Source organism: Algoriphagus sp. (genome assembly GCF_039969895.1).
Classification (GTDB): domain Bacteria; phylum Bacteroidota; class Bacteroidia; order Cytophagales; family Cyclobacteriaceae; genus Algoriphagus.
The window spans coordinates 24,669-48,418 of record NZ_JBDVMZ010000008.1 but is presented as its reverse complement, the minus strand read 5'-3'; the positions used below and the strand labels follow the sequence as shown (position 1 = coordinate 48,418).

The window sequence follows — 23,750 nt, the reverse complement described above, 5'->3', positions numbered from 1 at the left end:
GTCGGACTAAAATAGGATAGTTGGACATTTGTTTTCCATATGCTTTAATTTTGGGGTTTTCGGTTGATTTTGAAAAGTGAAGCCCTCTCTCAGCTTAGTCAAAAGTTCGTGGTGACTGGGTGGAATTTGCAATACCACCTTCTTATCCTATAGAAGTTGTAATTCTAGTCTATTTAAGAATCAGGGCAGGATAACAAAATTCCTGGGGGCTATGCCTTAGCTGATGCTGGCAGAAAACGTATCCTGGGTCCATCCTAATCCCCCTTTGAATGCAGTGTAGTAATAATTTGAAATTGAGCGTTAGCCTAGGCGTAATTTGCAATTACGCCTTCATATAAATAGAAATTTTTACTTTTCTTATGGTATATGTCGATATGAAAGTTGGCAAATTGGTATGGATATTAAGCCAAATTAAAAAGCTTCATCCGGTCTTTACGGAGATTTGACTACACCCAAGAGGGTAGATACTCAGAGCTTAAAATTCCGATTCCAAATCAAAAAATTTTTTAATTAGCCTACATCAGCCTACACCAAAAAATCTTAAAACCAGTTTGAGTTTTTGTGCCGATCAAAAAGTCCTCTCCTCCATCTTTTATCCCTAATTTTTTCTTCAGTACTTCTGATCCGCTGGCATAATTGCGAGTGATCACATTCACTTTTCCTGAGGGAAAAAGCTTTTTGACTTCTGCTTTCTTCGGCTGGACTTCTCGGATTACCTCGAAAATTCTCGCTGGGATTTCAACTGGAACTTCAGACGAAGTGTACAAATGACTATTTTGGTCAAGTTTTCTCAGGTCATATCGCTCTCCAAAAGTCTTAAATGCACCCGCTTTCAATACTGCTGAAAGTGGTTCAATCACATACTTTTCCATTTCTCCATATTCAGAAGTTGCCAATGCTTCCTCTTCAGCAGTAAATGAAAAACTGCTTTCTTTTGCCCCCAAATCCACCGCTTCAATGGTATTATGGGCATCGGATGAGTTTTTATCCCAATGAAGGAGCAGCTCTTTTACTTCGTTTTTTACAGAGATGACTTGGACTTTCTGAATATCTTGAAGCTCGCTGAGTGCCTGAGAAATATCGAGCATTGGAGATAATTTTAACAAAATCGAATCCGCTTTACTTTTCATCATTTCCCAAGAACTGACCACGTCAGGTTCGCAATCCTGAAGTTTGTATAGCTTCTGGTTGCCTTTTCCCCTTCGTGCAGGATCGGCAAAGATCAAATCAAAGTGCTTTTCCGTCTGAGCTAAAAATGCTAATCCGTCACCTTTTACGATGTCAAATTTCTCAGTTGCCAGCACTTCTAAATTATGCTCCGCAATCTCTGCCAAATCCTCCTGCTTTTCGCAGTAAATGGCTTTCTCAAAATGGTTGCTTAGAAAATAGCTGTCTATTCCGAAGCCTCCAGTGAGGTCTATCATAAGTTTACCTTTTCTGCCTCTAGCCTTGAATTCAGCAGTTTGTTCGGAAGAGCTCTGCTCCAAAGAAATAGATGCTGGAAAAATCACTTGAGGATTTGCAGCCCATGAAGGGAGTTTCTTAGCTGCCTTTTGTCGTGCGGAGATTTGTTGCACCGCTGCTTTTAGATCGAAATCAGTTTTGCCTTGGTATCTAAAAAGCAAAAGTGCAGGATCTTCCCTAAGATGATCCTGCACAAATTGTTGGAAATCGGCCCTATGAAACTGGGTCAAATCCATTAAATCAAACCGTTTGCGAGCGCGTATTCTGCGATTTGTACGGCGTTGGTTGCAGCGCCTTTTCTAAGGTTATCTGCCACAATCCACATATTTAGTGTATTTGCCTGAGACTCATCCCTTCTCAAGCGACCTACGAATACCTCGTCTTTCTTATGCGCGTTGATCGGCATAGGATATACATTATTAGCCGGATCATCCTGTACGATCACGCCGGGAGCTGCTGCCAATAGCTCACGCACTTCCGCCAGATCAAAATCCTCTTTAAATTCCACATTTACTGCTTCGGAGTGGCCGCCCATAGTTGGGATTCTTACCGTAGTTGCAGTTACTTGGATAGATTCGTCACTGAAGATTTTTTTCGTTTCCTTGATCATCTTCATTTCCTCCTTGGTATAGCCATTTTCCTGGAACACATCTATGTGAGGAAGTACGTTCATATCGATTTTATGAGGATAGACCATGTCTGCCTTTTCGCCAACACGCTCAGCCATCATTTGATCTACTGCAGCCTTGCCTGTACCTGTCACCGACTGGTAGGTAGAAACTACGATTCTCTTGATGCCGTAGCGCTCGCGCAAAGGCTCCAGAGCTAATACCATTTGAATGGTAGAGCAATTTGGATTGGCAATGATCTTATCGTCTTTAGTTAGTTCTTTTGCATTGATCTCAGGTACGATCAGTTTTTTTGTTGGATCCATTCTCCATGCCGAGGAATTGTCAATCACGATGGTGCCAACTTCTGCAAACTTGGGAGCCCATTCGGTAGAAGTGCTTCCTCCTGCGGAAAAAATAGCTACTTCAGGTTTCAATGAAACAGCTTCAGCAAGTCCTATCACCTTGTACGGTTTACCCTGATAGTCGATCTGTTTACCTACAGATCGCTCACTAGCGACCAATAGAAGTTCGTCAAAAGGGAAGTTGTGCTCTGCTAGCACCTCTAGGATTTCTGAGCCCACCAATCCGGTAGCTCCTACCACTGCTAATTTCATCTGCTTCTGCTTAAAAGTAGTTGTTGAAAATTTTTGAAGCACAAAAGTAAGGGCTACTAATTCATTTCTAGACCTGAATTTCAAATATTTTGGCTAAAACTGAATTATTTTCAACAAAGGTCGTGGTTTGTCATCATTTTGATAATTATATTTAGTCAAGACTTTTTAATTGACCTACGTATGCTGAGCTTATTTTTTATTTGGCAATTACTGTTTTTCACTGTTTTCTCAGTGAAAGATATTTCTCAGGCTGATCTAAACAGGCAGACTCAGGATTTTGAGAGTGTATTTGCTATCCAAAACTATCCTAATGAGTTTTTGACTGGATGGTTTGGAAATGAAATCAGAGCAACTTCCTCACGGATTTACCCGGCAAATGGACTTGGAAGAAATGGAAGTAAAGCTCTTGCTGTTCAGCCTATTTCTACTTTTGATGGAGAAATTGTCATCAGGCTAGCTCCGGGTCAATTCACTGATCCCCAAGTTAAGTTCTGGGCTAGATCAGTCAAAAATGGTTCAGGTGATAGATCTGCGTTAGTTTCTTATCGATGGGGAGAGCAGCTGGACGGAGATTACTCAGTCCGGGAGACACTTGGTGAGCCAGATGAATTTGAGAATGAAGATCAGGAATTCAGGTTGTTTGCGATTGAATTACCTAAGGGGTTGCAGGAAGCAGGTGAAGTTTACCTCAAGCTAGAGATTCGCTATGGGCCTGGGATTGGGAGCTGCGCAAAATGGCTGATGGATGATTTTGAGTTTGGGGAATTCGTAGAAGATACAGCTGCACCTAAGATTAAAAATGTCCGTGGATTTGATGAAAGGGAAATTGAAATCCAGTTTGATGAGGAGCTGGATCCAGTCTTTTCTGAGTTCATTCTCAATTATAAATTGGATGGGATAGAGCCTTTGGAAGCTAAGCGCAAATCAGATTCACTAGTTTATTTGACTTTTGAAGTGAAACTCGAAAATGGAAGAAATTACCAATTGGAGGTTTTACAAATCCCTGACCTGGAGGGGAACTTCCTTCAGGACTCGCTCCTTAATTTTCAGTTTTTTGACCCTACTTTTATTCCACATAAAACTTTGGTGATCAATGAGCTCATGCCTGCTCCAAAAGCTGACTTAGACTTGCCGAATGTAGAATATGTAGAGATTTTTCATGCTGGGGAGTATCCGATTCGGCTTAGTGGCGTCAGCTATGCTAATTCCAGAAATAGGGTTGTATTGGGCTCAGAGTGGGTTCAGCCTGGGGAATTCTTGATTTTTTGTTCTGAAAATCAAGCGTCACTTCTGCGTGACTATGGGAGAGTGATTCCGGTTAGAAATTGGCCGACATTATTGAATTCTGGTGATCAAGTGAGTTTGAGAGATGACCAGGGGAAATTGATTGATGTCATTTCCTACACCACTGGTAGCTGGGCTGGTAGTGATTTTGCTAGCGGAGGGTACAGCTTGGAAGTGCCTAATCCCTTTTACCCCTGTGATCAAAGTAGTTTGTTGAAAGCCTCAGTAGATCTGCTCAGAGGAACTCCAGGTCGCGAAAATTCAGTACTTAGTTTGGCTCCAGATGTAAGCTTACTTTCGCTCATCTCTGCTGAGTTTCTTACCGAGAAGAGTCTTTTACTTACCTTCTCAAAACCTGTTTTGGTGGGGTTGGATCAGTCCAACTTTGGGTTTGACCCAAACCTTTCGATTGACTCTTTATTTGTGGTCAAGTCCAACCAGATTCAGATTTTCTTGGAGAATGAAGTTTCTCCAAATACTATTTATACCCTTCAAATCAATGGAGTCTTTGATTGCTTCGGAAACCAATTTGTGCAAGATGAAGTGATACGACTTGTTCTGCCGCTACAGGCGCAGATCGGCGAGGTTTGGATCAATGAACTTCTTTTCAATCCAAAAACTGGATCACCGAAGTTTATCGAACTGGTTAACGTGAGTGATAGCTATGTGGAGGTCAAAGATTGGATGCTTGCAAATAAGGACGAATTTGGGGAAGTAGATCAGTTGAAGCAACTTAGCGAGACTTCGGTGATCATTCCTCCAAAAGGCTTTCTGGCGATTACTACTAATACAGATCAGCTGAAGCTAGACTTTCCAAAATCCTCCTTTGGTCAATTCACCAAAATCAAGGCACTTCCCAGTTATCCGATAGCTGGTCAAACCGTTGTTTTGCTGAATTCGGTAGGGGAGTTAGCAGATTCATTCACCTATTCTGAAGAGCTGCACCATCCGCTGTTGAGAGATCCGAAGGGAGTCTCATTAGAGCGACTTTCTACGGAATCTCCAGCTTCTTCACCTGCAAATTGGCATTCAGCCTCAGCCGTAGAGGGCTATGGGACTCCTGGTAGAAAAAATTCACAGGTTATTTCTGGGGAATTTGAAGGGGATTTGATTCTGATTGAGCCTGAAGTGTTTGATCCTGAGGGGAGTAATGGGAATACCTTTACGGCTATTCGCTACGAGTTGGATCAGCCTGGCTGGGTAGGCAGTTTTCGGATATATTCTACTACAGGTCAGATGGTTCAGGTCTTGGCCCAACACGAGTTGCTTGGTGCTTCAGGTTTGTTTACCTGGACAGGCACAGATAGTCAGGGAAAGTTGGTGAGGCCTGGATATTATGTGTTGATGGTGGAGTTATATGACTTATCTGGACAAGTCATGGTGATACGTAAGACCATTGTCGTGGCTACTAGACTATAATTTTTATGCTCTTTTCTGAGTTTAAAAAGCAGAAATTCGTATCTTAAAGCACTTAAAATCCCATATCCATGCAAAAAGACCTAATCACCCAGGCCTTGCAGCAGCTTCACCTGCAAAATGGCAAAGATCTCAAAGAGGTCTCACAATATTTGACTATGAAGTATCGAATTGATGCAGACGATTTAGTCCTCAAAAGTCGATTAAAGAAAATGTTAGAAGAAGAAAAAGCTGTCGCATGACGGTTTTTTTGTGCCCGGATTTCTAAAATTGGAAGAGCGGAATTTCTCGTTAAGAATAAAGCGGTTTCGTCAGTAGTGAAGAGTCTAAATCATTTCAGGGGTAGTTACTTAAGAATTAAAGCTGTAGCTGTCCTCGGTCTTTTGACCGCATGAACAAAGAAATCTTAGGTACTCGCATCATTGCGGATACTCAGAATGGGTTTTTCATGGCAATACTTCCACTACAAAATCATTTTTCTCCTTAAATCTTCCGATTTCCCATATCACTTGGTTTTGCTCTTTCATCGCTTCTTCAAACCTGTCCTTATTCATAGTATTAACGGCAAGCATTAATCCGCCACTCGTTTGAGGATCGCAGAGCTTGACCAGATCCATTCCCACCACACCTTTTGTCTTAGCACTGTATGCATGACAGTTGCGGTATGTATTGTCAGGGAAAATAAATTGATTGATGTATTCCTGCACGCCTGCGATCATTGGCAACCTATAGAGATCAATTTCCGCTGAAAGTTCAGACCCTTCACACATTTCTATTAAGTGCCCAAGAAGGCCGAAGCCAGTGACATCCGTCATCGCATGAACTTCCTCGTGATTGCCTATGATTTCGCCGATGGAATTTAATCTGCAAGCCGTATCCAATAAACTCATGTAGTCTTTGTCCGAGATCTTTTGACGCTTCAGCGCTGTTGCTAATACACCTACTCCCAGCGGTTTGGTGAGGTAAATGATATCACCCACTTTTGCTCCTTGATTTTTTTTGATTTTATGAGGATGAATAACCCCATTTACTGAAAGTCCAAAAATGGGATCTTTTGCAGCGATGGAATGTCCGCCTGCCAATTCGATTCCAGCTGTTTTGCAAATAGCTTTTGCTCCTTCCATGACTTTAGCTGCAAGCTCGGGAGCCAGTTTTTCTACCGGCCAACTTAGAATCGCATTCGCGAAAATCGGTTTTCCACCCATTGCATACACATCCGAAAGTGCGTTTGCGGCAGCAATTCTCCCAAAATCAAAGGGATCATCGACGATAGGTGTAAAAAAATCCACTGTATTGATCACTGCCAAATCCTCAGAAACTTGATAAACTGCCGCATCATCTTTCCCTGAATTTCCCACCAAAAGTTTTGGGTCAGATTGTGAAAATGAGCCGCTGGAACTGAGTATTTGATCTAAAATTGCCGGCGAAATTTTGCATCCGCACCCGGAGCCTTCACTCCATTCGGTTAGTCTAGTTGGTGTATTTTCCATGAAATTGAGATTTTGCTTCAAGTAGTTTTTGGACGGATGTGGCAGGATCAACATTTCGAAGATCGAGTTGAATAGTTTTTCCTTGGGCATGCTTGTCCAAGTCAAAAGCGTAGGCTTTATCGTAATAGAGCAACATATTTGATATCCAAGCTTCAGCGTTACCTTCCACGATTGCCTCTATCGCTTGGGAAGTTCTTAGCCCGCCTAGGCGTTTTTTCAATCTGAGTACAGCTAGGATCAGTTCATCTGTCGGAAGATCTGCATACTCTTCAGCAATCAGATTGATGCGTTCCTGCTCTGTTTTTACAATATCGATCAGTGGCGCGGCCAGCATCTGATCATAGAATTCTTGGGGCAAAATAGTTCTGCCGATTTTCCGGCTTTCGTTTTCCACCCAGATGTATTTAGTATCATCCAGGTCTCTAAGTTTCTCAGCAAAATTGTTTTCAAATTGCTCCACGGAAGGCTGAGGTGGCTGGCCGATAGATCCAAATGATGAACCTTTATGATTTGCCAGCCCTTCCAGATTGATGATTTGCTCGCCCGCTTCCTGGAGCATGTGAAGTAATCTGGTTTTTCCGCTCCCTGTTTTTCCTCCAAGTACAAGTAGTTTCCTTTCTTTTCTGACTGCGTCAAAAGTATAAGTTCTATAGCTTTTGTATCCGCCTTTTAGCCGGTAAACTTCAAATCCTACCATCGTCAATAACCAAGAAAGGATCTGGCTGCGCATGCCACCTCGCCAGCAATAGATGAGTGCTTTTTTTTCTGGGAATTTTTCCAACGCATCTTTTAAGATAAGATGAAATCTAGGACCGACCAGTTCAAAGCCTTTAATGGTGGCCTCTTCAGAACCCATTTCTTTGTAAAGCGTTCCGACGACTATTCTCTCGGCATTGTTAAGGATCGGGATATTGACGGAGTTTGGGACGTGGCTTTGGGCAAATTCCCCTTCGCTGCGGGCATCGATCAACGGAAACTCATTCCGCAACTTCCAAAAGTCCTCCAAAGAAATTAACTGCTCGGCCATAAAGTTTGAAGATAAAAAAAGCCGCAAGTAATTCCTTGCGGCTCTGAATGTAAAATAGTCAACTAATTAAAGTTGAGCATCTAGCTTTTGTGCCAAAACTGATTTTGGAACTGCTCCGACATGTTTGTCAACGATCTCGCCACCTTTGAAGAAAAGGAGCGTTGGGATAGATCTGATGCCGAATGCTTGTGCCACACCTGGATTTGCATCCACATCTACTTTACCTACGACAGCTTTGCCTTCATAATCTCCAGCTAATTCTTCTACTACTGGACCGATCATTTTACAAGGTCCGCACCATTCAGCCCAAAAATCCACTAGAATTGGTTGCTCAGATTTGATGATTTCTTCAAAGTTAGCGTCGGTAATTTCTATCGCTTTTCCCATTGTATGTTTAGTTTAAAGTTTCTTATTTTTCAAATATATGAGCAAAAGCCGATAGAGGATTAATAAGTTCCGAGGCATCTGATTTTTTTGACAATGATCGATTGAAAATGGTTAGGATTGAAATGGTCTGGATTAGTCACTTTGCCTTGTTCTAATGAAGTCTTAAACTGAGATTTTTAGCTTCAAACTAATTCATAAAGCAACCTCGGTCATTTAACTTCCAGCTTTTTCAATTACACCACCTTATACATCACCTCCGGAATCTGCTTCAGTTCCGTGATCATTTCTGCACTTGGATCGATAGAGAATTTTTTGGAGAAAAGCTCCAGCGCAATATTTTCCTTGCGGTCTATCACATCAAAATACAGCTTGGCATCGCCCTTATACTTCTCAGTAATCGCCTGTAGCTTTTCCATCAAGTCTAAAGTCAAATCATCCAGATTGATATTGATACGAAGACCTTTTACCATCTTCCCGCGGATCTCGTCCAGCAAAGTGATGTTGTTAATCTTGAATTCAAGTTCGTTTTCAGCCCAACGCTTACCCGCTACCGTCCCGCTGATAAACAGAAACCAGCCTGGCATAAAGTATTCTTTGAACCTCACGTAATCGTCTCCGAAGAGGAAAAATGTAAATGCCCCTTGATAATCTTCCAGCGTTAGCGTGCCAAAAGGTTTGCCATTCTTAGTCGTCCTGTGTGCAAAAGTCGAGACTGAACCAGCCAATTTGATGTCTGAGCGGCTTTTTAGATTTTCCAAATCATTCAGATCAGGCAATGAGGCATTAGTGAACGACTCAATTTCCAATCGGAATTGGTCGAGTGGATGACCAGAAATATAAAGCCCAACCACTTCTTTTTCGATGTTCAATTGCTGTAGCTGCGTGAAAGGCTCCATAGGCGCGATAGTAGGAAGGGGGACTTCCATGCTTCCTGCACCTCCGCCGAAAAGACTTACCTGATTACTTTCTTCTTCCTGCTGTACTTTTTGAGCGTACTTGGTGGCTTTTTCTATCAGATTCAGATCGCCATCTGCAGATTCCAAATATTGTCTTCTATGATGCTGTGGGAAGCAATCAAACCCACCTGCCATCGCCAAAGCTTCCATGGTTTTCTTATTCAAAGCCTTGGAACTAACGCGCTTCGCAAAGTCAAAGATGTTCTTATATGGGCCGTTTTTCTCTCGCTCCTCAATAATCGCATCCACTGCTGCGGAGCCAGCGCCTTTGATAGCAGCCATCCCAAATCGGATTTCTCCAGCTTGGTTTACCGTAAATCCATTTTTTGATTCATTCACATCAGGGCCTAAAACTGGGATTCCAGCTCGCTTGCATTCCTCCATGAAAAACGTCACTTGCGTGATGTCATTCATGTTGTTACTCAGCACCGAAGCAAGGTATTCCGCTGGATAATGCGCTTTCAAATACGCTGTTTGATAAGCGATCCATGCGTAGCAAGTTGAGTGGGACTTGTTGAAGGCATAAGAGGCAAAAGCTTCCCAGTCAGTCCAAATCTTCGAAAGTTTCTTGGCATCGTGACCTTTGGCTGAAGCTTGTTCTACGAATTTAGGCTTCATCTTATCCAGTACATCCTTCTGCTTTTTACCCATCGCCTTACGCAAAACATCCGCCTCACCTTTGGTGAATCCAGCTAGTTTTTGAGATAAAAGCATCACTTGCTCTTGGTAAACGGTAATGCCATACGTTTCTTCCAAGTACTCTTGCATGTCGTCCAAATCGTATTCGATCGCTTCCGTTCCATGCTTTCTTTTGATAAAAGAAGGAATGTACGCCAATGGTCCTGGACGATACAAGGCGTTCATGGCAATCAAATCCGCAAAGACTGTTGGCTTCAGCTCGCGCATGTACTTCTGCATCCCGGCAGATTCATATTGAAAGATTCCGACCGTTTCGCCACGCTGGAAAAGCTCGTATGTCTTCGTATCATCAATCGGAAAGTGATCCGCATCCAGCTCAATCCCATGTCTTTCCTTGACGATTCGAACCGCGGTTTTTATCAGGGTAAGGGTTTTTAATCCTAAAAAGTCCATCTTGAGCAAACCGGCAGATTCCACCACGGAGTTGTCAAACTGCGTACAAACCATGTCAGAATCCTTGGCCAAAGCTACCGGTACATAGTTCGTAATGTCCGCGGGAGTGATGATTACACCGCAAGCATGGATTCCGAGATTTCGAACCGAACCTTCCAGCATCGTGGCCTGATTGATCGTTTTGGCGGAATCATCCTGACCTTTGGAGATTCGGATGAGTTCGTCTGCTTTGGCGATCATCTCGGCTTGGCCTTTGAGTTTGTCGGAAAGTGCAGCCCGATTTCCAGCTAAACCAAATAATGCTTTTAGCTTAATGTCAGGTACAAGGCCGGCAAGTCTGCCAGCTTCTGGAAGCGGCAGATTTAGAACACGTGCGGTATCTCGGATGGCTGACTTGGCTGCCATCGTTCCGTAGGTGATGATTTGGGCAACTTGATTGGAACCGTATTTTTTGATCACATAATCGATCACCGAACCCCGGCCTTCATCGTCAAAGTCAATATCAATATCGGGAAGGGAAACCCTGTCAGGATTCAGGAATCTCTCGAAAAGGAGGTTGTAAGCGATAGGATCGATATTGGTAATGCCTGTGCAATAAGCAACAGCTGATCCAGCAGCAGATCCACGACCTGGACCTACGGAAACGCCCATCTTCCTGGCTTCAACAATGAAATCCTGTACGATCAGAAAGTAACCTGGGTAGCCCGTATTCTCAATAGTTGCCAATTCAAAGTCCAGACGTTCTGTGATCTCTGGTGTGATTACTGGGTAGCGTTTTTTGGCTCCTTCGTAAGTCAGATGCCTTAGGAAAGCATTTTCTCCACGCTTTCCTCCATCTATTTCATCCTCCGCATGCTTAAATTCTTCGGGGATTTCAAAAGCAGGAAGTAGCACTTCCCGCGCGAGTTTATAGGTCTCGATTTTTTCAGTAATCTCACTCGTACACGCTATAGCCTCCGGCAAATCCGCGAAGAGCTTTTTCATCTCATCGGGAGTCTTGATGTAGAATTCATCATTTGGAAAGCCATAGCGAAATTCACGTCCACGCTTGCCGATGTACTTTTTCGGTTTGTCGTATAGCTCTCCATCTTTCACGCATAGCAACACGTCATGCGCTTTGGCATCGGTTTTTTCGCTGTAGTAAGAATTGTTTGCTGCGAAATACTTTACGTCATACTTTGCTGCAAAATCCAGAAGTACTTCGTTTACTTTCTCCTCTTCAGGAACTCCATGACGGTTGAGTTCTACGTAAAAGTCTTCACCAAATTGTTCTTTCCACCAGACGAAAGCTTCCTCTGCCTGAGTTTCACCCACATTGAGAATAAGAAAAGGAATCTCTCCCCAAAGTCCTCCCGTGGTGGCAATCAGATCGCCTTTATATTGAACTAGCAGATCTTTATCGATTCGCGGGACGTAGTAAAAGCCTTCTATGTTGGCGTAGGAAGCCAATTTGGCCAGGTTATGATATCCTGCTTTATTTTTTGCAAGGAGTACAGTTTGGTAGCCGTCATCCTTGTTTGACTTGTTTTTCCGGTCACGACAGAGATTGAATTCACAACCCAAAATCGGTTTGATGTCTTTTGCCAAGGCTTCTTTTACGAAGTGGAAAGCACCCATCATATTGCCGTGATCTGTCAGAGCAATCGCTGGCATTCCTAGTTCTTTTGCGCGAGCAATCATCGCAGGAATCTCAGAAGTGGCTTGCAAGACTGAGTATTGGCTATGCACATGCAAGTGAGTGAATGGAATGTCTGTGAGGTCTGAAATGTCAGCTTTTCCAGCTTGCTTTAATACATCTTTTGCAGCAGCTTTTTGAGCATCTTTTGCTTGCGCAAAGTTCGCTTCCTCCAGTTTCGGAGCTTCGTAGATTACTTCAGCGATAGAAATTCCAGCTTCAGGAGCTTGCACTCCTTGGGTGATCAAGCCGAAGAAACAGCGAGCAGTTGCATCCACGTCATACGCTGCATCGTGCGCATCCCCGAAGCCTTTTCCAAATAGTTTTTGGTGAAGCTCAGTGAGTGTTGGCCATTTGTACTTGCCTCCTCGGCCGCCGGGAAGTGCACAGAAATCCGTTGAAATGTCTTTGGTGTCCAGCTGTTTTGCTGTCAATGGCATAGTAGCCTCAGCACGGTAATACTCCGACCCGGTGACGTTGACATCAAACTCGACATTGTGTCCAACCAAATATTTGGCTTGCTTCACATCTCCTTCAAAAATCCCAAGGATTTGCTTTAGGTCATGACCCTCGGCTAAGGCGCGCTTGGTGGAAATTCCATGGACTTTTTCCGCATTGTATGGAATGGTAAATCCTTCGGGGCGGATGATGTAATTGTGATTTGAAATCAGATTTCCCTTAGCATCATGCAGTTGCCAAGCGAGCTGGACAAGGCGTGGCCAGTTGTCCACGTCGGACATGGGAGCATTGTAATCGCGAGGAAGACCGGTGGTTTCGGTATCAAAAATTAAATACATACAGCTTGGGTAATTGAGCCTTCAAATTAGGGCTAATCTCTGAAAGGAGGCAAGCGTACTGGAGGTAATTGTCAGAGAATTTTGCGAAAGTTTTTTAAACCATGATGAACACGGAGGTTTGCGCAGAGAGCATAGGATTTAGTAAATGTATTTAGAGTCAGGCTGTATTTCTATTTTGAAATTGTGAAACTTAATCTTCTAAAAAGTAGAGCGAAACGCTCACCCTTATAATAAGAAACCCAACAGATAAAGAGGAATCTGCTTTCCCCAGCCTATTTCTAATTCATCCGAAAAAACAAAGTGATTTTCATGGTGAGCTACTTGGGTTAAAGCTTTGTTTTTTCCTCCAATTTCCAATAGAACTTCTTCATTAACCAAAAAGTCACCTTTTGAAGGATGGGTAATAGTAAAGCCAGCATTCTGAAGTTGATCGAGTGCAAAGGTTTCTCTGATGTTTCCAGAGTTCCAGCCCTTTTCGGATAGTGATTTAACTAGATTTGCATTGGAGAGTAGTATTTTTTCTGGCTTATTCATCAGACTGATTCCTTTCGTCGCAGACCTTAGATTGCGTATTAGCCTAGCTTCTTCCAATATATGAAGCATTTCAAGTAGAATGGGACGTGTTGTTTCTATTTGTGTTGCGAGCTTAGACACATTTGGCGTAAAAGGAACCGATTCAGAAATCACATAAAGTAGTTTTTTTAATTTGTTCTGTGTACTGACCGATATGTCCTTTGCTTCAGGAAGATCATAATCGATTATGACATTAATTATTTGTTGTAATCTGTAGCTATATTCTTCAAGGCCTTCATTGAAAAAAGGATAGGATCCGTACGACAGGAATTCTTGGAAATAGGGGAGCGGAGATTCAAGTAGTTGTTTTATGCTCCTTGCTATCTCAATATGGTTGCTTTGGATTTCTTCGAAAGTGTAAGCAGGGAAATCAAAGCCATATTTTAATTGGAGAAATTCCCTGAAGGATAAAGCAGTGAGCTCATAAAAAAGGACTCTTCGACTTAGATCAACACTCGATTTTTGAAGCTCAAGAATCGATGAGCCTGAAAATGCCAGTTGAAGATCAGGGTAGAAATCGTATAAGTTTTTTACTTCCCGATGCCAGTCGGGGTACTTGTGAACTTCATCTAAAAAAAGCTTTCTACCACCTGCTTGATAGAAGGCTTCCCCAGTTTCTAGCAGTGTGGAGTTTTTGAAATACAGATCATCTAGTGAAAAATAAATAGCCTTTTCGCCATAATTTGAAGCCTTGAGGTGCTGAAGCAATAGGGTTGATTTTCCAGTTCCACGCGCACCTTTAATACCTATTGCACGAGCATCCCAGTTGATTTTAGTCAAAAGGGAACGCTCGAATTTCAGATCAATTCCTGTAATTAAGCTTTGATATCTTCGAATTAGTTCCTGCATTGTATCTTCAAAGATACAATATTTACAGATAGGTGTATCTTTGAAGATACATTTAATGTAAAAAAGTATATTTTCTAAAGTGCATTATTGAGAGCTTTTTCATAGTTTATCCGACTTCCAGCGCCCAACAACCAACCTACCTCTTATCTTCCCAAGGCATATAGATGACCTTTTTGGTCTCAAAAAATTCCTCTTGGAAGTAGTCCTCCAAATGATAGACCACGTAGGATTTGCCTAGCTCTTCCATTTCTTCATCCACTTCTCCACCTTTTAGATAAAGGATGCCGTTTGGATACTCGTTGATGTCTTCCTTACGGATTTTGTTTTTCACCCAAGGGTAAAAATTCACCATTCGAGTAACTGCTCTACTGATTACAAAGTCATATTTTCTAACCAATTGCTCGGCTCTAGCTTGCTGTGCTTCCACATTAGAGAGCTTTAGTTGCTTCACCACATCTTTGACTACAGTGATCTTTTTGCCGATAGAATCCACTAGGTGAAAATGCGTCTCTGGAAACATGATTGCCAGCGGAATCCCTGGGAATCCACCTCCAGTGCCGATATCCAGAATCTTCGTTCCTGGCTCAAAAGGCATGACTTTCACGATTCCTAAGGAATGCAGCACGTGATGCACGTAGAATTGCTCCATGTCTTTACGGGAAATCACATTTATTTTGGAATTCCAATCCTCATAAAGCTCTTGTAGTTTGTCGAACTGAGCAAGCTGACCTTCTGTGAGTTCAGGGAAATAAGACTGAATAAGCTGAGTGCCTGAGTTCATCAAATGTGTTTTTGTTTGCCAGCGGCAATTTCGTAAAGTAATTCTCTGGAGCGATGAAGTTGGGCTTTCACAGTTCCCAATGGTTTTTCGAGTTCTTGGGCGATTTCCTCATACGAAAGCTCGTCGAAATAGCGAAGCTGAACTAATTTACGATACTTCGTAGGAAGTTTGTCCACAAAAATCCGCACCATCTCAATCCGCTGAGTCCGAATGAATTCGTCCTGAGGATTATTGTCATCATCCTGCACGTCGATGGTTACTGCATTTCCTCCATCATCGGACATGGTGGTGTTCAGGCTCATAGTTTTGAGCTTTTTCTTTCGGATGAAATCGATGGTATTGTTGGTGGCTATTCTAAAGAGCCAAGTGGAAAATGTGTAGTCTTTCTTGAACCTGTGAAGGTTTTTGAAGGCTTTGGCAAAAGCTTCCATGGTCAGATCTTCCGCATCGTCAGTATCTCTGATCATTTTCAAGATCATGTAATAAACGGCCTTTTTGTAGCGCTTCATTAAAGAAGCGAATGCTTGCTGATCCTTCTGCTGTACTGCTTGATCGATCAGCTCGAAATCTTCGAGTGCTTTCTTTGAAAAACCGCGTTCATTTATTTCCATTGGATGTCTTTTGCCTGATGGGAAATAGTCCCTAAAATCCAAAAGTAACCTAAATACAAGAAATCAAGTAGCCAGATAGTTTTGGGTGATTTAGTTCCTTGGATCTTTTTCTCAGCAGCATTGAAGACAAACACCGTAAGAATAGACCTCAAAAGGATAATACCGAAAACAGCGGAAAAACGTTCCCAGCTTTGGTCTAAACCGAAATAAATCAGCAATCCAATCCCTGCAATCCAGAATAATGCATGCGAAAAGGAATATAATCCAATCTTTCGCTTATCGGCACCGTCATAGTATTTCCCTGCATGCAGATGCCTTTTTTTCTGAATTAAATATTCTTTGAATGTCTCCTTGGGTTTGGAAATCGTATTTGCCTCAGGGTCCAAAACGATGGAAGTATTGTCACCATTCGTGTAGAGGTTGACAAAAAGGTCGTCATCACCTCCTTCAATGTGCCAAAGATGTTTGAATGCCTTGACGCCTAGAAAGAAGCTTCTACGGTAGCAAAGGTTTCTCCCGACTGCCATAAATGGGCGCTTCCAAAGTCCAAACGACATATAATATAATGCCGTGAGTAAAGTCTCGAACTGAATCCAGTTGTTAAGGAAGCCAGGCTTCTGCTCGTATCCCGAAAATCCAAAAGCAAAGGTCTTTCCCTCATTTCGAATGGGATCTGTCATTTTTCTGATCCATTGTGTTGATTCGGGCAAGCAATCTGCATCAGTGAGTAGGATGATATCATGCTTAGCTACTTTGATGCCGAGGGTCAATGCATACTTTTTCGCTGTGACATGCGCGGGAGTGTATTTGATAGTGACTGAGCGGAGTTTGGGAAAACTCTCCATCATTTTCTCCAATAATCGCTTTGTGCTATCTGTGGATCGGTCGTTCACGATCATCACATCAAAGGCAGGATAATCCTGTTCGAAGAGTTTGGGAATGAGTGTTTTGAGGTTGGAGAATTCGTTGTGAGCACAGATCACCACGGTCACACCCTCTTCGTTTTTAGTGGTCTGTGGAGATTTGCTGCCAGCGTAAAAAGCCACTTTTCCAAAAATGACCAAGAGGTAAATAGCTTGGACAAGTATGCCAATACCGAAGAAAAACCAAAGTAAAAATAGGCCCATAGGTCGCTTTTGCTGCGCAAATATAAAATCAAATTCAGCAAACCATTTAAGAATAAGCGTATATTTTTGTAGGCTGAACGGGACAATCTGTAGAAAGTCTCGCCAGCAACCCTTTAGCGATATGAAGTTTACTTTAGCCCACCAAGATTCCAAGAGCAAAGCCAGAGCAGGCGTAGTCCAAACCGATCACGGCGAGATTCAAACACCGATTTTCATGCCTGTTGGTACAGCCGGCTCTGTGAAAGCGGTTCATCAGCGGGAATTGGATCAGGATATCAAGGCTCAGATCATCCTTGGGAATACCTACCACTTGTATTTGAGACCTGGTCTGGATGTGCTCGAAAAGGCCGGTGGACTGCACAAATTTAACGGTTGGGAGAAGCCAATTCTGACAGATAGTGGAGGGTATCAGGTTTTTTCTCTTTCTGGAACTCGTAAGATCAAAGAAGATGGCGTGATGTTCAAATCGCATATCGATGGGTCAAAGCATCACTTTACGCCGGAGAATGTCATGGATATTCAGCGGACGATTGGTGCCGACATTATCATGGCTTTTGACGAGTGCACACCATATCCATGTGAATATGGCTATGCTCGGAATTCCATGGAGATGACTCACCGCTGGTTGACGCGCTGCATCGGTAGATTCGATGAGACTGAAGGAAAATATGGTTATAATCAGACGCTATTTCCCATAGTACAGGGTTCCGTGTATAAGGATTTGCGTAAGCAAAGTGCAGAATTCATCGCATCGACTAACCAACAGGGCAATGCCATTGGTGGACTTTCTGTGGGGGAGCCTGCCGAGATGATGTATGAGATGACCGAGTTGGTGACGGATATTTTACCTCAGGACAAACCTCGTTACCTCATGGGCGTAGGAACACCTGCGAATATATTGGAATGTATCGCTCTCGGAGTGGATATGTTTGACTGCGTGATGCCTACTCGAAATGCGCGAAACGGAATGTTGTTTACCTCTGAAGGCTTTATTAATATCCGTAATGAGAAGTGGAAAGATGACTTCACGGGCATTGATCCTACGGTAGGGGGATATGTGAGCACCTTTTATAGCAAGGCATATCTTAGGCATCTGACGATAAGTAAGGAAATTTTGGCTGCACAAATAGCCAGCATTCATAACTTGAGTTTTTACCTTTGGCTGGTAGGCCAAGCTAGGGAGCATATCCTAGCTGGGGATTTTGCCGTTTGGAAAGATCAAATGGTGAAAAAAGTGAGCACCAGACTCTGATATGAAGATACTCGACAAACTGATCATCAAGGATTTTCTCAAGACCTACTTCTTCGTAGTGGTCATGCTAATTCTGGTGGTTTTGGTTTTGGATTTTACCGAAAAGAACGACACATATATCAGGAATGATGTGCCTTCTAATGAGATTTTTAAATACATGATCAATTATGGACTGTATCTGAACAATCTCCTGACTCCCATCACAGTCTTCATCACAGTTATTTTTATTACTTCCAAAATGGCAGGAAGGACCGAGATCATTGCGATCCTGAGTAGTGGAGTGAGTTTTATGAGGATGCTGCGGCCATTTCTTTTTGCGGCCAGCATGATCGGTGGGGCTAGCTTCTTGTTGAATGGCTGGGTTTTGCCAGGGGCCACGGCTGGAGTAACTAAGTTCAGAATTACTTATTTGGATAAGGAGAAAACGTCTTCTGAATCCAACCTTCATATCCAGGTGGGCGAGAATTCCTATGCTTACTTAAGCAGGTTTTTTAAAACTGGAAATACTGGTCATACCTTCACCTTGGAAACCATCAAAGACGGCGAATTATTGGCAAAACTCTCGGCAGATCGGATTGAATGGGATACTGCAAAAAGTGTATGGACACTTATGAATTGGAGACTACGAGAACTGCGGGAGGATGGGGAAGACTTCGAGGTAGGGGATAAGCTGGACACCACGCTGTCTATCACTCCCGATGATTTTAATCTTCCAGAAAACCATCACGAAACATTGAAGCTCCCTGAATTGAGCAGGCAAATAAAAGTGTTAGAAAGCCGTGGCGCCGATAATGTGGGTTTTTATAAAATAGAACGCTACGTTCGATTTATGTCTCCTTTTGCAGCGATTATTCTCACCTTCATTGGCGTGATTATGTCTGCAAGGAAGACTAGGGGTGGCTCTGGTTTTCAGATCGCCATGGGCTTTTTACTAGCTTTTATCTATATCATACTCTTTATACTATCCAGGACATTTGCAGAAAACGGCACGGATTACCCGATTTTCGCGGTTTGGCTACCCAATATTATTTTCGCTGTCACTGGACTATTACTTTATAAAACAGTTCCACGCTAGATGAACGCTACGCTTAAGGATTACCTGATGCTCCATCTGATTGTACTCATTTGGGGTTTTACCGCCATTTTAGGTTTGTTGATCAGTTTACCCGCCATAGAGTTAGTTTTCTACAGAACTTTGATAGCTTCAGTGGGGGTAGCGGGACTTTTTCTTTTGAAGAAGAAAAATTTGCTCATGCCATTTCCAGATATGATGAAAGTGACTGGAGTCGGTTTTGTGATTGCATTGCATTGGATTCTTTTTTTCTGGTCAGCCAGAGTATCTACAGCTTCTGTTTGCTTGGCTGGAATGGCCACCACCTCGCTTTGGACAGCTTTTGTAGAGCCATTATTCAATCGAACCAAGATCAAATGGTACGAGGTAGGCCTAGGTCTGATGGTGATTTCAGGCTTATTGGTCATTTTCAGTTTTGAGTCGGGCTATTGGCTAGGAATAAGCATGGCCTTGGGCTCTGCGTTTCTTGGGGCTGTTTTCTCCGTGCTCAATGGAAAATTGGCTCACAAACACAATCCCTATCAAATTACCTTCTACGAGATGGCTGGGGCATGTTTGTTCACGGTTCTCTTTATGCCAATTTACTCCAACTTCATGACTGAAGATGGCCTTCAGCTTAGCTGGATCGGCTTCGATTGGTTTTGGTTATTTATTCTTGGTGGGATTTGTACGGTGTATGCGTTTTCCGTTTCGGTAGAATTGATGAAGAGACTTTCAGTTTTTTCAATCAATTTGACTGTGAATTTGGAGCCGGTATATGGGATTGTTCTGGCTGTTTTGATTTTTGGGGAAAGTGAAAAAATGACTCCGCAGTTTTACTTAGGGACGGGAATAATTCTGGTGTCGGTGCTGACTTATCCCGTTTTGAATTACCTGAACAAGCGCAGAAAGCCAGTTAGACCGTTGGGTTGATCTATTTTAAAAAGTAGTAATATCCTTCAACGTGGCTAATGCTTCATTTAGCTACTTAGTAGATGTTTCTCCGATTTTCTCTATCAGTAGATCTTTCGAAATAGATCTATATGACTATCCGCAATAATGCCAGTCATCTTATATTCCTTGCTTATCTGGTTGGAAGAACGATGACCGAAGCGGCCTCAATTCTTAAGTTTAACAGTTGCTACGTTGCTTATTCCACCTCACTGGTAGAAAAGCGAATAATCATTTAGATCTACTATGAAAAACGAGTAGTTCAGACTCAACTTTCAGCCCATTTACACTTGATGGTTCTAAAACCGGATTTCCCTGATAATTTTTGATTATGGAAGTAAGTGGAGCGGTGATCACTACTAGCAGGTTGCAGAAATTTGTTCATCACATTCCCGCTGAGGATCACTACTGGTCTTCTCCCAGATCGCTCAGAACCTATCACAGGGCTGAGGTCAGACATCCAGATTTTACCCTGCCTTATCTTCAGCAGCTTAGCTATAGGACTTGATATATTCTGCACTCTTTAGATGATCGAGGTAGAGATTGGGGGCGTTTTCAACCACTTTATTCTTTGGCAGAGAAAGCTATTTTGCATAATCCGCTAGCCGCTGGAGTAGGTCGTCTGGAAGTGTACTTGTATAAGTCGCCCTTGTGATTTGTATTTAGGAATTACATATATGGAAAATAAACACATATTGTAACTCTCTTATTTCTAATATATTAAAGCGCCGTTTCAAAATTAAAATAAGATTCATGCCAATTAATAGAAGTAGGCTTTTCTTTAAACAGCCCAAAGACTGAAGAACCAGAACCAGACATGGCCGAGTAAAAAGAGCCATTTTCATAGAGTTTTTCTTTTATCGCTGCGATCTCTGGGTGATTGGGAAAAATGCTTGCTTCGAAATCATTGACCAGTTCATCTTTCCATCTGCCTCGATCAGCCAATACTTCTTTTAAATTAACTTTTGGCGAAGCGGGAGTGACGCCTGCGTAGGCTTCTTTGGTACCAATGTGTATTCCAGGATTGATCAGCACCAAATGAGTTCCTATCAAGTCCATATCAACAGGTTCCAAGATTTCCCCACGACCTCTGGCGATTTTCGGGGTGTTTTCAATGAAAAAAGCACAGTCACTTCCAAGCTGAGCTGCATATTCTTCTAGGAAGAAATCATCTAAAATCAGATCAAAGAGATTATTCATCAACTTCAGCGCAAACGCGGCATCTGCGGAACCTCCTCCCAGTCCAGCTCCCATCGGGATGTTTTTATACAGGTGAATGCTCAATTCCGGAAGATTTGGAAAGTCTTTTTTCAGCAGCTTCTGTGCTTTTAGGATAAGATTGTCAGCTGTGTTCCCAGGTATATCCAGGCCAGAACTTTCAAAAGTTGTTTTTTTAGTGTTGACGACCATTTCCAGTGCATCAGTCAAGGGAATAGGGACCATACACGTCTCGATCTCATGGTATCCATCTTTCCTTTTGGCAGTGATGTGAAGTCCTAGGTTGATCTTAGCATTTGGAAATGAAATCATTGGGATGTTTTTTATTCAAAATTAGAAGAATTTTTAGGGGAATTGGTCTCTAGGTCAATTGATAATTCGGTAATAATTCTAGCTTTTATTGAAGTAAATGTGGTATATCATTTTTCTTATTAAAAAAAAGAGAAAAACTTTTACTAATGTTTGAAGAAAGTGGAAATCAGTACAAAATTTTGGAAATCCAAATATTCAACAAATCATTTGCTGAATACTGGGGGTAATCCGCCTGTCTTGCAGATTTATATTTTGATAAAATAAATTTCACATACATTTTTTATCTGAGATAGTTGAAAAATGTAAAATTAAATATTGTAAGTCTCAAATTTCGGTTTTAAGTTTGTCTCACACTTCTGCACAGAGTAGAAGTAAGTCTCTAAAAACCTCTATGTATAAAGTAGTCATTTTGCTAAGCTTAATTATTCTCATTGGATTTTGAATGTGAGGCACTAGACTATTCTTTATAATGAAATAAAAATAAATCTGAAGTGCCTCACTAACCTGAGGCACTTTTTTTATACCCCAAGATATGACCCTAAAGAAACACAGTTGGGAAATAAGTGATAACCCAGAGCACCCAGCAGGCATGGCTATGTTGTATGCCACTGGGATGAGTGATAAGAAAATGAAACAGCCATTTGTAGGGATAGCGAGCTGCGGCTACGAGAGTAATCCCTGCAATATGCACCTGAACGACTTTGCCGGTCTGATCAAAGTGTCCTCTCAGGACCATGATCTGACCGGTTTGGTTTTTAATACCATTGGTATTTCAGATGGGACTTCTATGGGTACGCTGGGAATGCGCTATTCTTTGGTTTCCCGGGAGATTATAGCGGATTCCATTGAGTCTTTTATCCTTGGACATTCATTTGATGGATGCGTGGCAGTAGCGGGTTGTGATAAGAATATGCCTGGTGCTGTGATGGGAATGCTGCGTATCGATAGGCCATCAATTATGGTGTATGGCGGAACGATCGCTTCAGGTACTTATAAAGGGGAAAAACTGAATATTGTTTCGGCTTTTGAAGCTTTTGGAAAGAGAGTAAACGGAAATATCTCCGATGAAGATTATGACGGTGTAATCCGAAATGCCTGCCCGGGCGCAGGAGCTTGTGGAGGAATGTACACTGCGAACACCATGTCTTCTGCCATAGAAGCATTAGGGATGTCCTTGCCCTATTCGGCTTCCAATCCTGCAAATTCTCCTGAAAAACTGCAGGAGTGCAGAGATGTGAATAAGTACATGAGAATTCTTTTGGAAAAAGACATCAAACCAAGCGATATCGTCACCAGAAAAAGTATAGAAAATGCCGTCACCGTCGCGATAGCGCTGGGTGGAAGTACCAATGCGGTGATGCATATCATTGCTATAGCGAGAACTGCCGGTGTAGATTTTACTATAGAAGACTTCAAAGCGATTAACGCTAAAACCCCAATGATCGGTGACTTCAAGCCATCAGGAAAATTCATGATGGAAGATCTACATGAGCAGGGTGGTATTCCGGCATTTATGAAGTACATGCTTCAGAAAGGCTTTTTGCATGGAGATTGCCTGACAGTGACTGGGCAAACGGTAGAAGAAAATCTAAAAAATATAGATCCTGTGATTGTTTCTATGGTGAATGTGATTCATCCGCTGGAAACTCCTCTTAAAGCCACCGGTCATCTTTGCATACTCGATGGGAATTTGGCCCCGGGAGGAGCTGTGGCCAAAATCACAGGGAAAGAAGGAAGTTCATTCACTGGTCCTGCCCATGTATTTGACTCGGAGCTAGAGGCAAATGATGCCATCCGGGATCATAAAGTACAAAAGGGCGAAGTATTAGTAATCAGAAATATAGGTCCAAAAGGAGGTCCCGGAATGCCGGAAATGCTGAAACCAACTTCTATGATTATTGGAGCTGGCCTGGGCTCGGAGGTTGCGCTGATTACAGATGGCAGATTCTCTGGTGGTACCCATGGATTCGTGGTAGGACACGTCACCCCAGAAGCCTGGAGCGGTGGGCCGATTGGCTTAGTAAGAAATGGAGACATCATCACCATCGATGCAGAAGGATTGAAGCTTTCTGTAGCAGTCTCCGATGAGGAATTGGAAGAAAGAAAAAAATCTTGGAAACAGAAAGAAATGCCTGAACTCCAGGGGACATTGAAGAAATACAACAAATTAGTTTCTACCGCATCTGAAGGCTGCGTAACAGACAAATTTTAA

The 23,750-nt window shown here is 42.5% G+C and carries 18 protein-coding genes; 6 read left to right on the top strand and 12 right to left on the bottom strand.

Going from position 1 to position 23,750, the window contains the following annotated elements; genetic code table 11:
- Positions 1–515: 515 nt before the first annotated feature.
- Both ABJH64_RS04330 and ABJH64_RS04325 read right to left on the bottom strand, forming a co-directional pair.
- Positions 516–1,700 carry a class I SAM-dependent methyltransferase gene (locus ABJH64_RS04330; protein ID WP_348275679.1) on the bottom strand — a complete coding sequence of 395 codons (1,185 nt, stop codon included), beginning with the start codon at positions 1,698–1,700 and terminating at the stop codon, positions 516–518.
- Entirely contained in the window at positions 1,700–2,689 is a 990-nt protein-coding gene (locus ABJH64_RS04325) for an aspartate-semialdehyde dehydrogenase (protein ID WP_348275680.1), read from the bottom strand. Before ABJH64_RS04325 ends, ABJH64_RS04330 begins: the two co-directional genes overlap by 1 nt.
- 180 nt (positions 2,690–2,869) lie before the next feature.
- On the opposite strand from ABJH64_RS04325, the gene ABJH64_RS04320 reads away from it, so the two are divergent.
- Both ABJH64_RS04320 and ABJH64_RS04315 read left to right on the top strand, forming a co-directional pair.
- A complete protein-coding gene (locus ABJH64_RS04320; protein WP_348299137.1) occupies positions 2,870–5,392 on the top strand; it encodes a lamin tail domain-containing protein in 2,523 nt (840 codons plus the stop codon).
- A gap of 68 nt (positions 5,393–5,460) precedes the next feature.
- The gene (locus tag ABJH64_RS04315) at positions 5,461–5,631 is read left to right on the top strand and encodes a hypothetical protein (RefSeq protein ID WP_348275983.1); all 171 of its coding nucleotides are present in this window, start codon (positions 5,461–5,463) and stop codon (positions 5,629–5,631) included.
- Positions 5,632–5,835: 204 nt separating this feature from the next.
- Here ABJH64_RS04315 and selD read toward each other — a convergent pair whose 3' ends face one another.
- The 8 genes from selD to ABJH64_RS04275 form a co-directional block, all read right to left on the bottom strand.
- Positions 5,836–6,879 (bottom strand): selenide, water dikinase SelD, encoded by a 1,044-nt coding sequence (gene selD, locus ABJH64_RS04310; protein ID WP_348275984.1) that lies wholly within the window; start codon positions 6,877–6,879, stop codon positions 5,836–5,838.
- A complete protein-coding gene (gene mnmH / locus ABJH64_RS04305; RefSeq protein ID WP_348275985.1) occupies positions 6,860–7,906 on the bottom strand; it encodes a tRNA 2-selenouridine(34) synthase MnmH in 1,047 nt (348 codons plus the stop codon). Before mnmH ends, selD begins: the two co-directional genes overlap by 20 nt.
- A gap of 66 nt (positions 7,907–7,972) precedes the next feature.
- Positions 7,973–8,293 carry a thioredoxin gene (gene trxA, locus ABJH64_RS04300; RefSeq protein ID WP_348275986.1) on the bottom strand — a complete coding sequence of 107 codons (321 nt, stop codon included), beginning with the start codon at positions 8,291–8,293 and terminating at the stop codon, positions 7,973–7,975.
- Between the two features lie 233 nt (positions 8,294–8,526).
- Complete coding sequence (gene dnaE, locus ABJH64_RS04295; protein ID WP_348275987.1) at positions 8,527–12,813, bottom strand: DNA polymerase III subunit alpha; 4,287 nt, start codon at positions 12,811–12,813, stop codon at positions 8,527–8,529.
- A gap of 225 nt (positions 12,814–13,038) precedes the next feature.
- Positions 13,039–14,235: an AAA family ATPase gene (locus tag ABJH64_RS04290; RefSeq protein WP_348275988.1), complete on the bottom strand. Its 1,197-nt coding sequence runs from the start codon at positions 14,233–14,235 to the stop codon at positions 13,039–13,041.
- A gap of 136 nt (positions 14,236–14,371) precedes the next feature.
- A complete protein-coding gene (gene rsmG, locus ABJH64_RS04285; protein WP_348275989.1) occupies positions 14,372–15,016 on the bottom strand; it encodes a 16S rRNA (guanine(527)-N(7))-methyltransferase RsmG in 645 nt (214 codons plus the stop codon).
- Positions 15,016–15,627: a sigma-70 family RNA polymerase sigma factor gene (locus ABJH64_RS04280; RefSeq protein WP_348275990.1), complete on the bottom strand. Its 612-nt coding sequence runs from the start codon at positions 15,625–15,627 to the stop codon at positions 15,016–15,018. Before ABJH64_RS04280 ends, rsmG begins: the two co-directional genes overlap by 1 nt.
- Positions 15,618–16,754, bottom strand: coding sequence for a glycosyltransferase (locus ABJH64_RS04275; RefSeq protein ID WP_348275991.1), 1,137 nt, complete (start codon positions 16,752–16,754; stop codon positions 15,618–15,620). The genes ABJH64_RS04280 and ABJH64_RS04275 overlap by 10 nt, the downstream gene beginning before the upstream one ends.
- Before the next feature lie 121 nt (positions 16,755–16,875).
- On the opposite strand from ABJH64_RS04275, the gene tgt reads away from it, so the two are divergent.
- From tgt to ABJH64_RS04260, 3 genes are read left to right on the top strand one after another with little or no spacing between them, the layout of a single operon-like run.
- The gene (gene tgt, locus ABJH64_RS04270) at positions 16,876–18,006 is read left to right on the top strand and encodes a tRNA guanosine(34) transglycosylase Tgt (protein WP_348275992.1); all 1,131 of its coding nucleotides are present in this window, start codon (positions 16,876–16,878) and stop codon (positions 18,004–18,006) included.
- A gap of 1 nt (position 18,007) precedes the next feature.
- Complete coding sequence (locus tag ABJH64_RS04265) at positions 18,008–19,081, top strand: LptF/LptG family permease (protein WP_348275993.1); 1,074 nt, start codon at positions 18,008–18,010, stop codon at positions 19,079–19,081.
- A complete protein-coding gene (locus ABJH64_RS04260; protein ID WP_348275994.1) occupies positions 19,082–19,990 on the top strand; it encodes a DMT family transporter in 909 nt (302 codons plus the stop codon).
- 286 nt (positions 19,991–20,276) lie between these two features.
- On the opposite strand, the gene ABJH64_RS04255 is transcribed toward ABJH64_RS04260, so the two are convergent.
- Both ABJH64_RS04255 and ispE read right to left on the bottom strand, forming a co-directional pair.
- Positions 20,277–20,468 (bottom strand): type II toxin-antitoxin system PemK/MazF family toxin, encoded by a 192-nt coding sequence (locus ABJH64_RS04255; protein WP_348299141.1) that lies wholly within the window; start codon positions 20,466–20,468, stop codon positions 20,277–20,279.
- A gap of 260 nt (positions 20,469–20,728) precedes the next feature.
- On the bottom strand, positions 20,729–21,538 hold the full coding sequence (gene ispE / locus ABJH64_RS04250) for a 4-(cytidine 5'-diphospho)-2-C-methyl-D-erythritol kinase (RefSeq protein WP_348275996.1): 810 nt from the start codon (positions 21,536–21,538) through the stop codon (positions 20,729–20,731).
- A 532-nt stretch (positions 21,539–22,070) separates the two neighbouring features.
- On the opposite strand from ispE, the gene ilvD reads away from it, so the two are divergent.
- Positions 22,071–23,750, top strand: coding sequence for a dihydroxy-acid dehydratase (gene ilvD / locus ABJH64_RS04245; RefSeq protein ID WP_348275997.1), 1,680 nt, complete (start codon positions 22,071–22,073; stop codon positions 23,748–23,750).

Excerpts from the sequence above, each read along its gene's own strand:
- ABJH64_RS04330 (WP_348275679.1), bottom strand. The coding sequence starts at position 1,700 with ATGGATTTGACCCAGTTTCATAGGGCCGATTTCCAACAATTTGTGCAG.
- ABJH64_RS04325 (WP_348275680.1), bottom strand. The coding sequence starts at position 2,689 with ATGAAATTAGCAGTGGTAGGAGCTACCGGATTGGTGGGCTCAGAAATC.
- ABJH64_RS04320 (WP_348299137.1), top strand. The coding sequence starts at position 2,870 with ATGCTGAGCTTATTTTTTATTTGGCAATTACTGTTTTTCACTGTTTTC.
- ABJH64_RS04315 (WP_348275983.1), top strand. The coding sequence starts at position 5,461 with ATGCAAAAAGACCTAATCACCCAGGCCTTGCAGCAGCTTCACCTGCAA.
- selD (WP_348275984.1), bottom strand. The coding sequence starts at position 6,879 with ATGGAAAATACACCAACTAGACTAACCGAATGGAGTGAAGGCTCCGGG.
- mnmH (WP_348275985.1), bottom strand. The coding sequence starts at position 7,906 with ATGGCCGAGCAGTTAATTTCTTTGGAGGACTTTTGGAAGTTGCGGAAT.
- trxA (WP_348275986.1), bottom strand. The coding sequence starts at position 8,293 with ATGGGAAAAGCGATAGAAATTACCGACGCTAACTTTGAAGAAATCATC.
- dnaE (WP_348275987.1), bottom strand. The coding sequence starts at position 12,813 with ATGTATTTAATTTTTGATACCGAAACCACCGGTCTTCCTCGCGATTAC.
- ABJH64_RS04290 (WP_348275988.1), bottom strand. The coding sequence starts at position 14,235 with ATGCAGGAACTAATTCGAAGATATCAAAGCTTAATTACAGGAATTGAT.
- rsmG (WP_348275989.1), bottom strand. The coding sequence starts at position 15,016 with ATGAACTCAGGCACTCAGCTTATTCAGTCTTATTTCCCTGAACTCACA.
- ABJH64_RS04280 (WP_348275990.1), bottom strand. The coding sequence starts at position 15,627 with ATGGAAATAAATGAACGCGGTTTTTCAAAGAAAGCACTCGAAGATTTC.
- ABJH64_RS04275 (WP_348275991.1), bottom strand. The coding sequence starts at position 16,754 with ATGGGCCTATTTTTACTTTGGTTTTTCTTCGGTATTGGCATACTTGTC.
- tgt (WP_348275992.1), top strand. The coding sequence starts at position 16,876 with ATGAAGTTTACTTTAGCCCACCAAGATTCCAAGAGCAAAGCCAGAGCA.
- ABJH64_RS04265 (WP_348275993.1), top strand. The coding sequence starts at position 18,008 with ATGAAGATACTCGACAAACTGATCATCAAGGATTTTCTCAAGACCTAC.
- ABJH64_RS04260 (WP_348275994.1), top strand. The coding sequence starts at position 19,082 with ATGAACGCTACGCTTAAGGATTACCTGATGCTCCATCTGATTGTACTC.
- ABJH64_RS04255 (WP_348299141.1), bottom strand. The coding sequence starts at position 20,468 with ATGTCTGACCTCAGCCCTGTGATAGGTTCTGAGCGATCTGGGAGAAGA.
- ispE (WP_348275996.1), bottom strand. The coding sequence starts at position 21,538 with ATGATTTCATTTCCAAATGCTAAGATCAACCTAGGACTTCACATCACT.
- ilvD (WP_348275997.1), top strand. The coding sequence starts at position 22,071 with ATGACCCTAAAGAAACACAGTTGGGAAATAAGTGATAACCCAGAGCAC.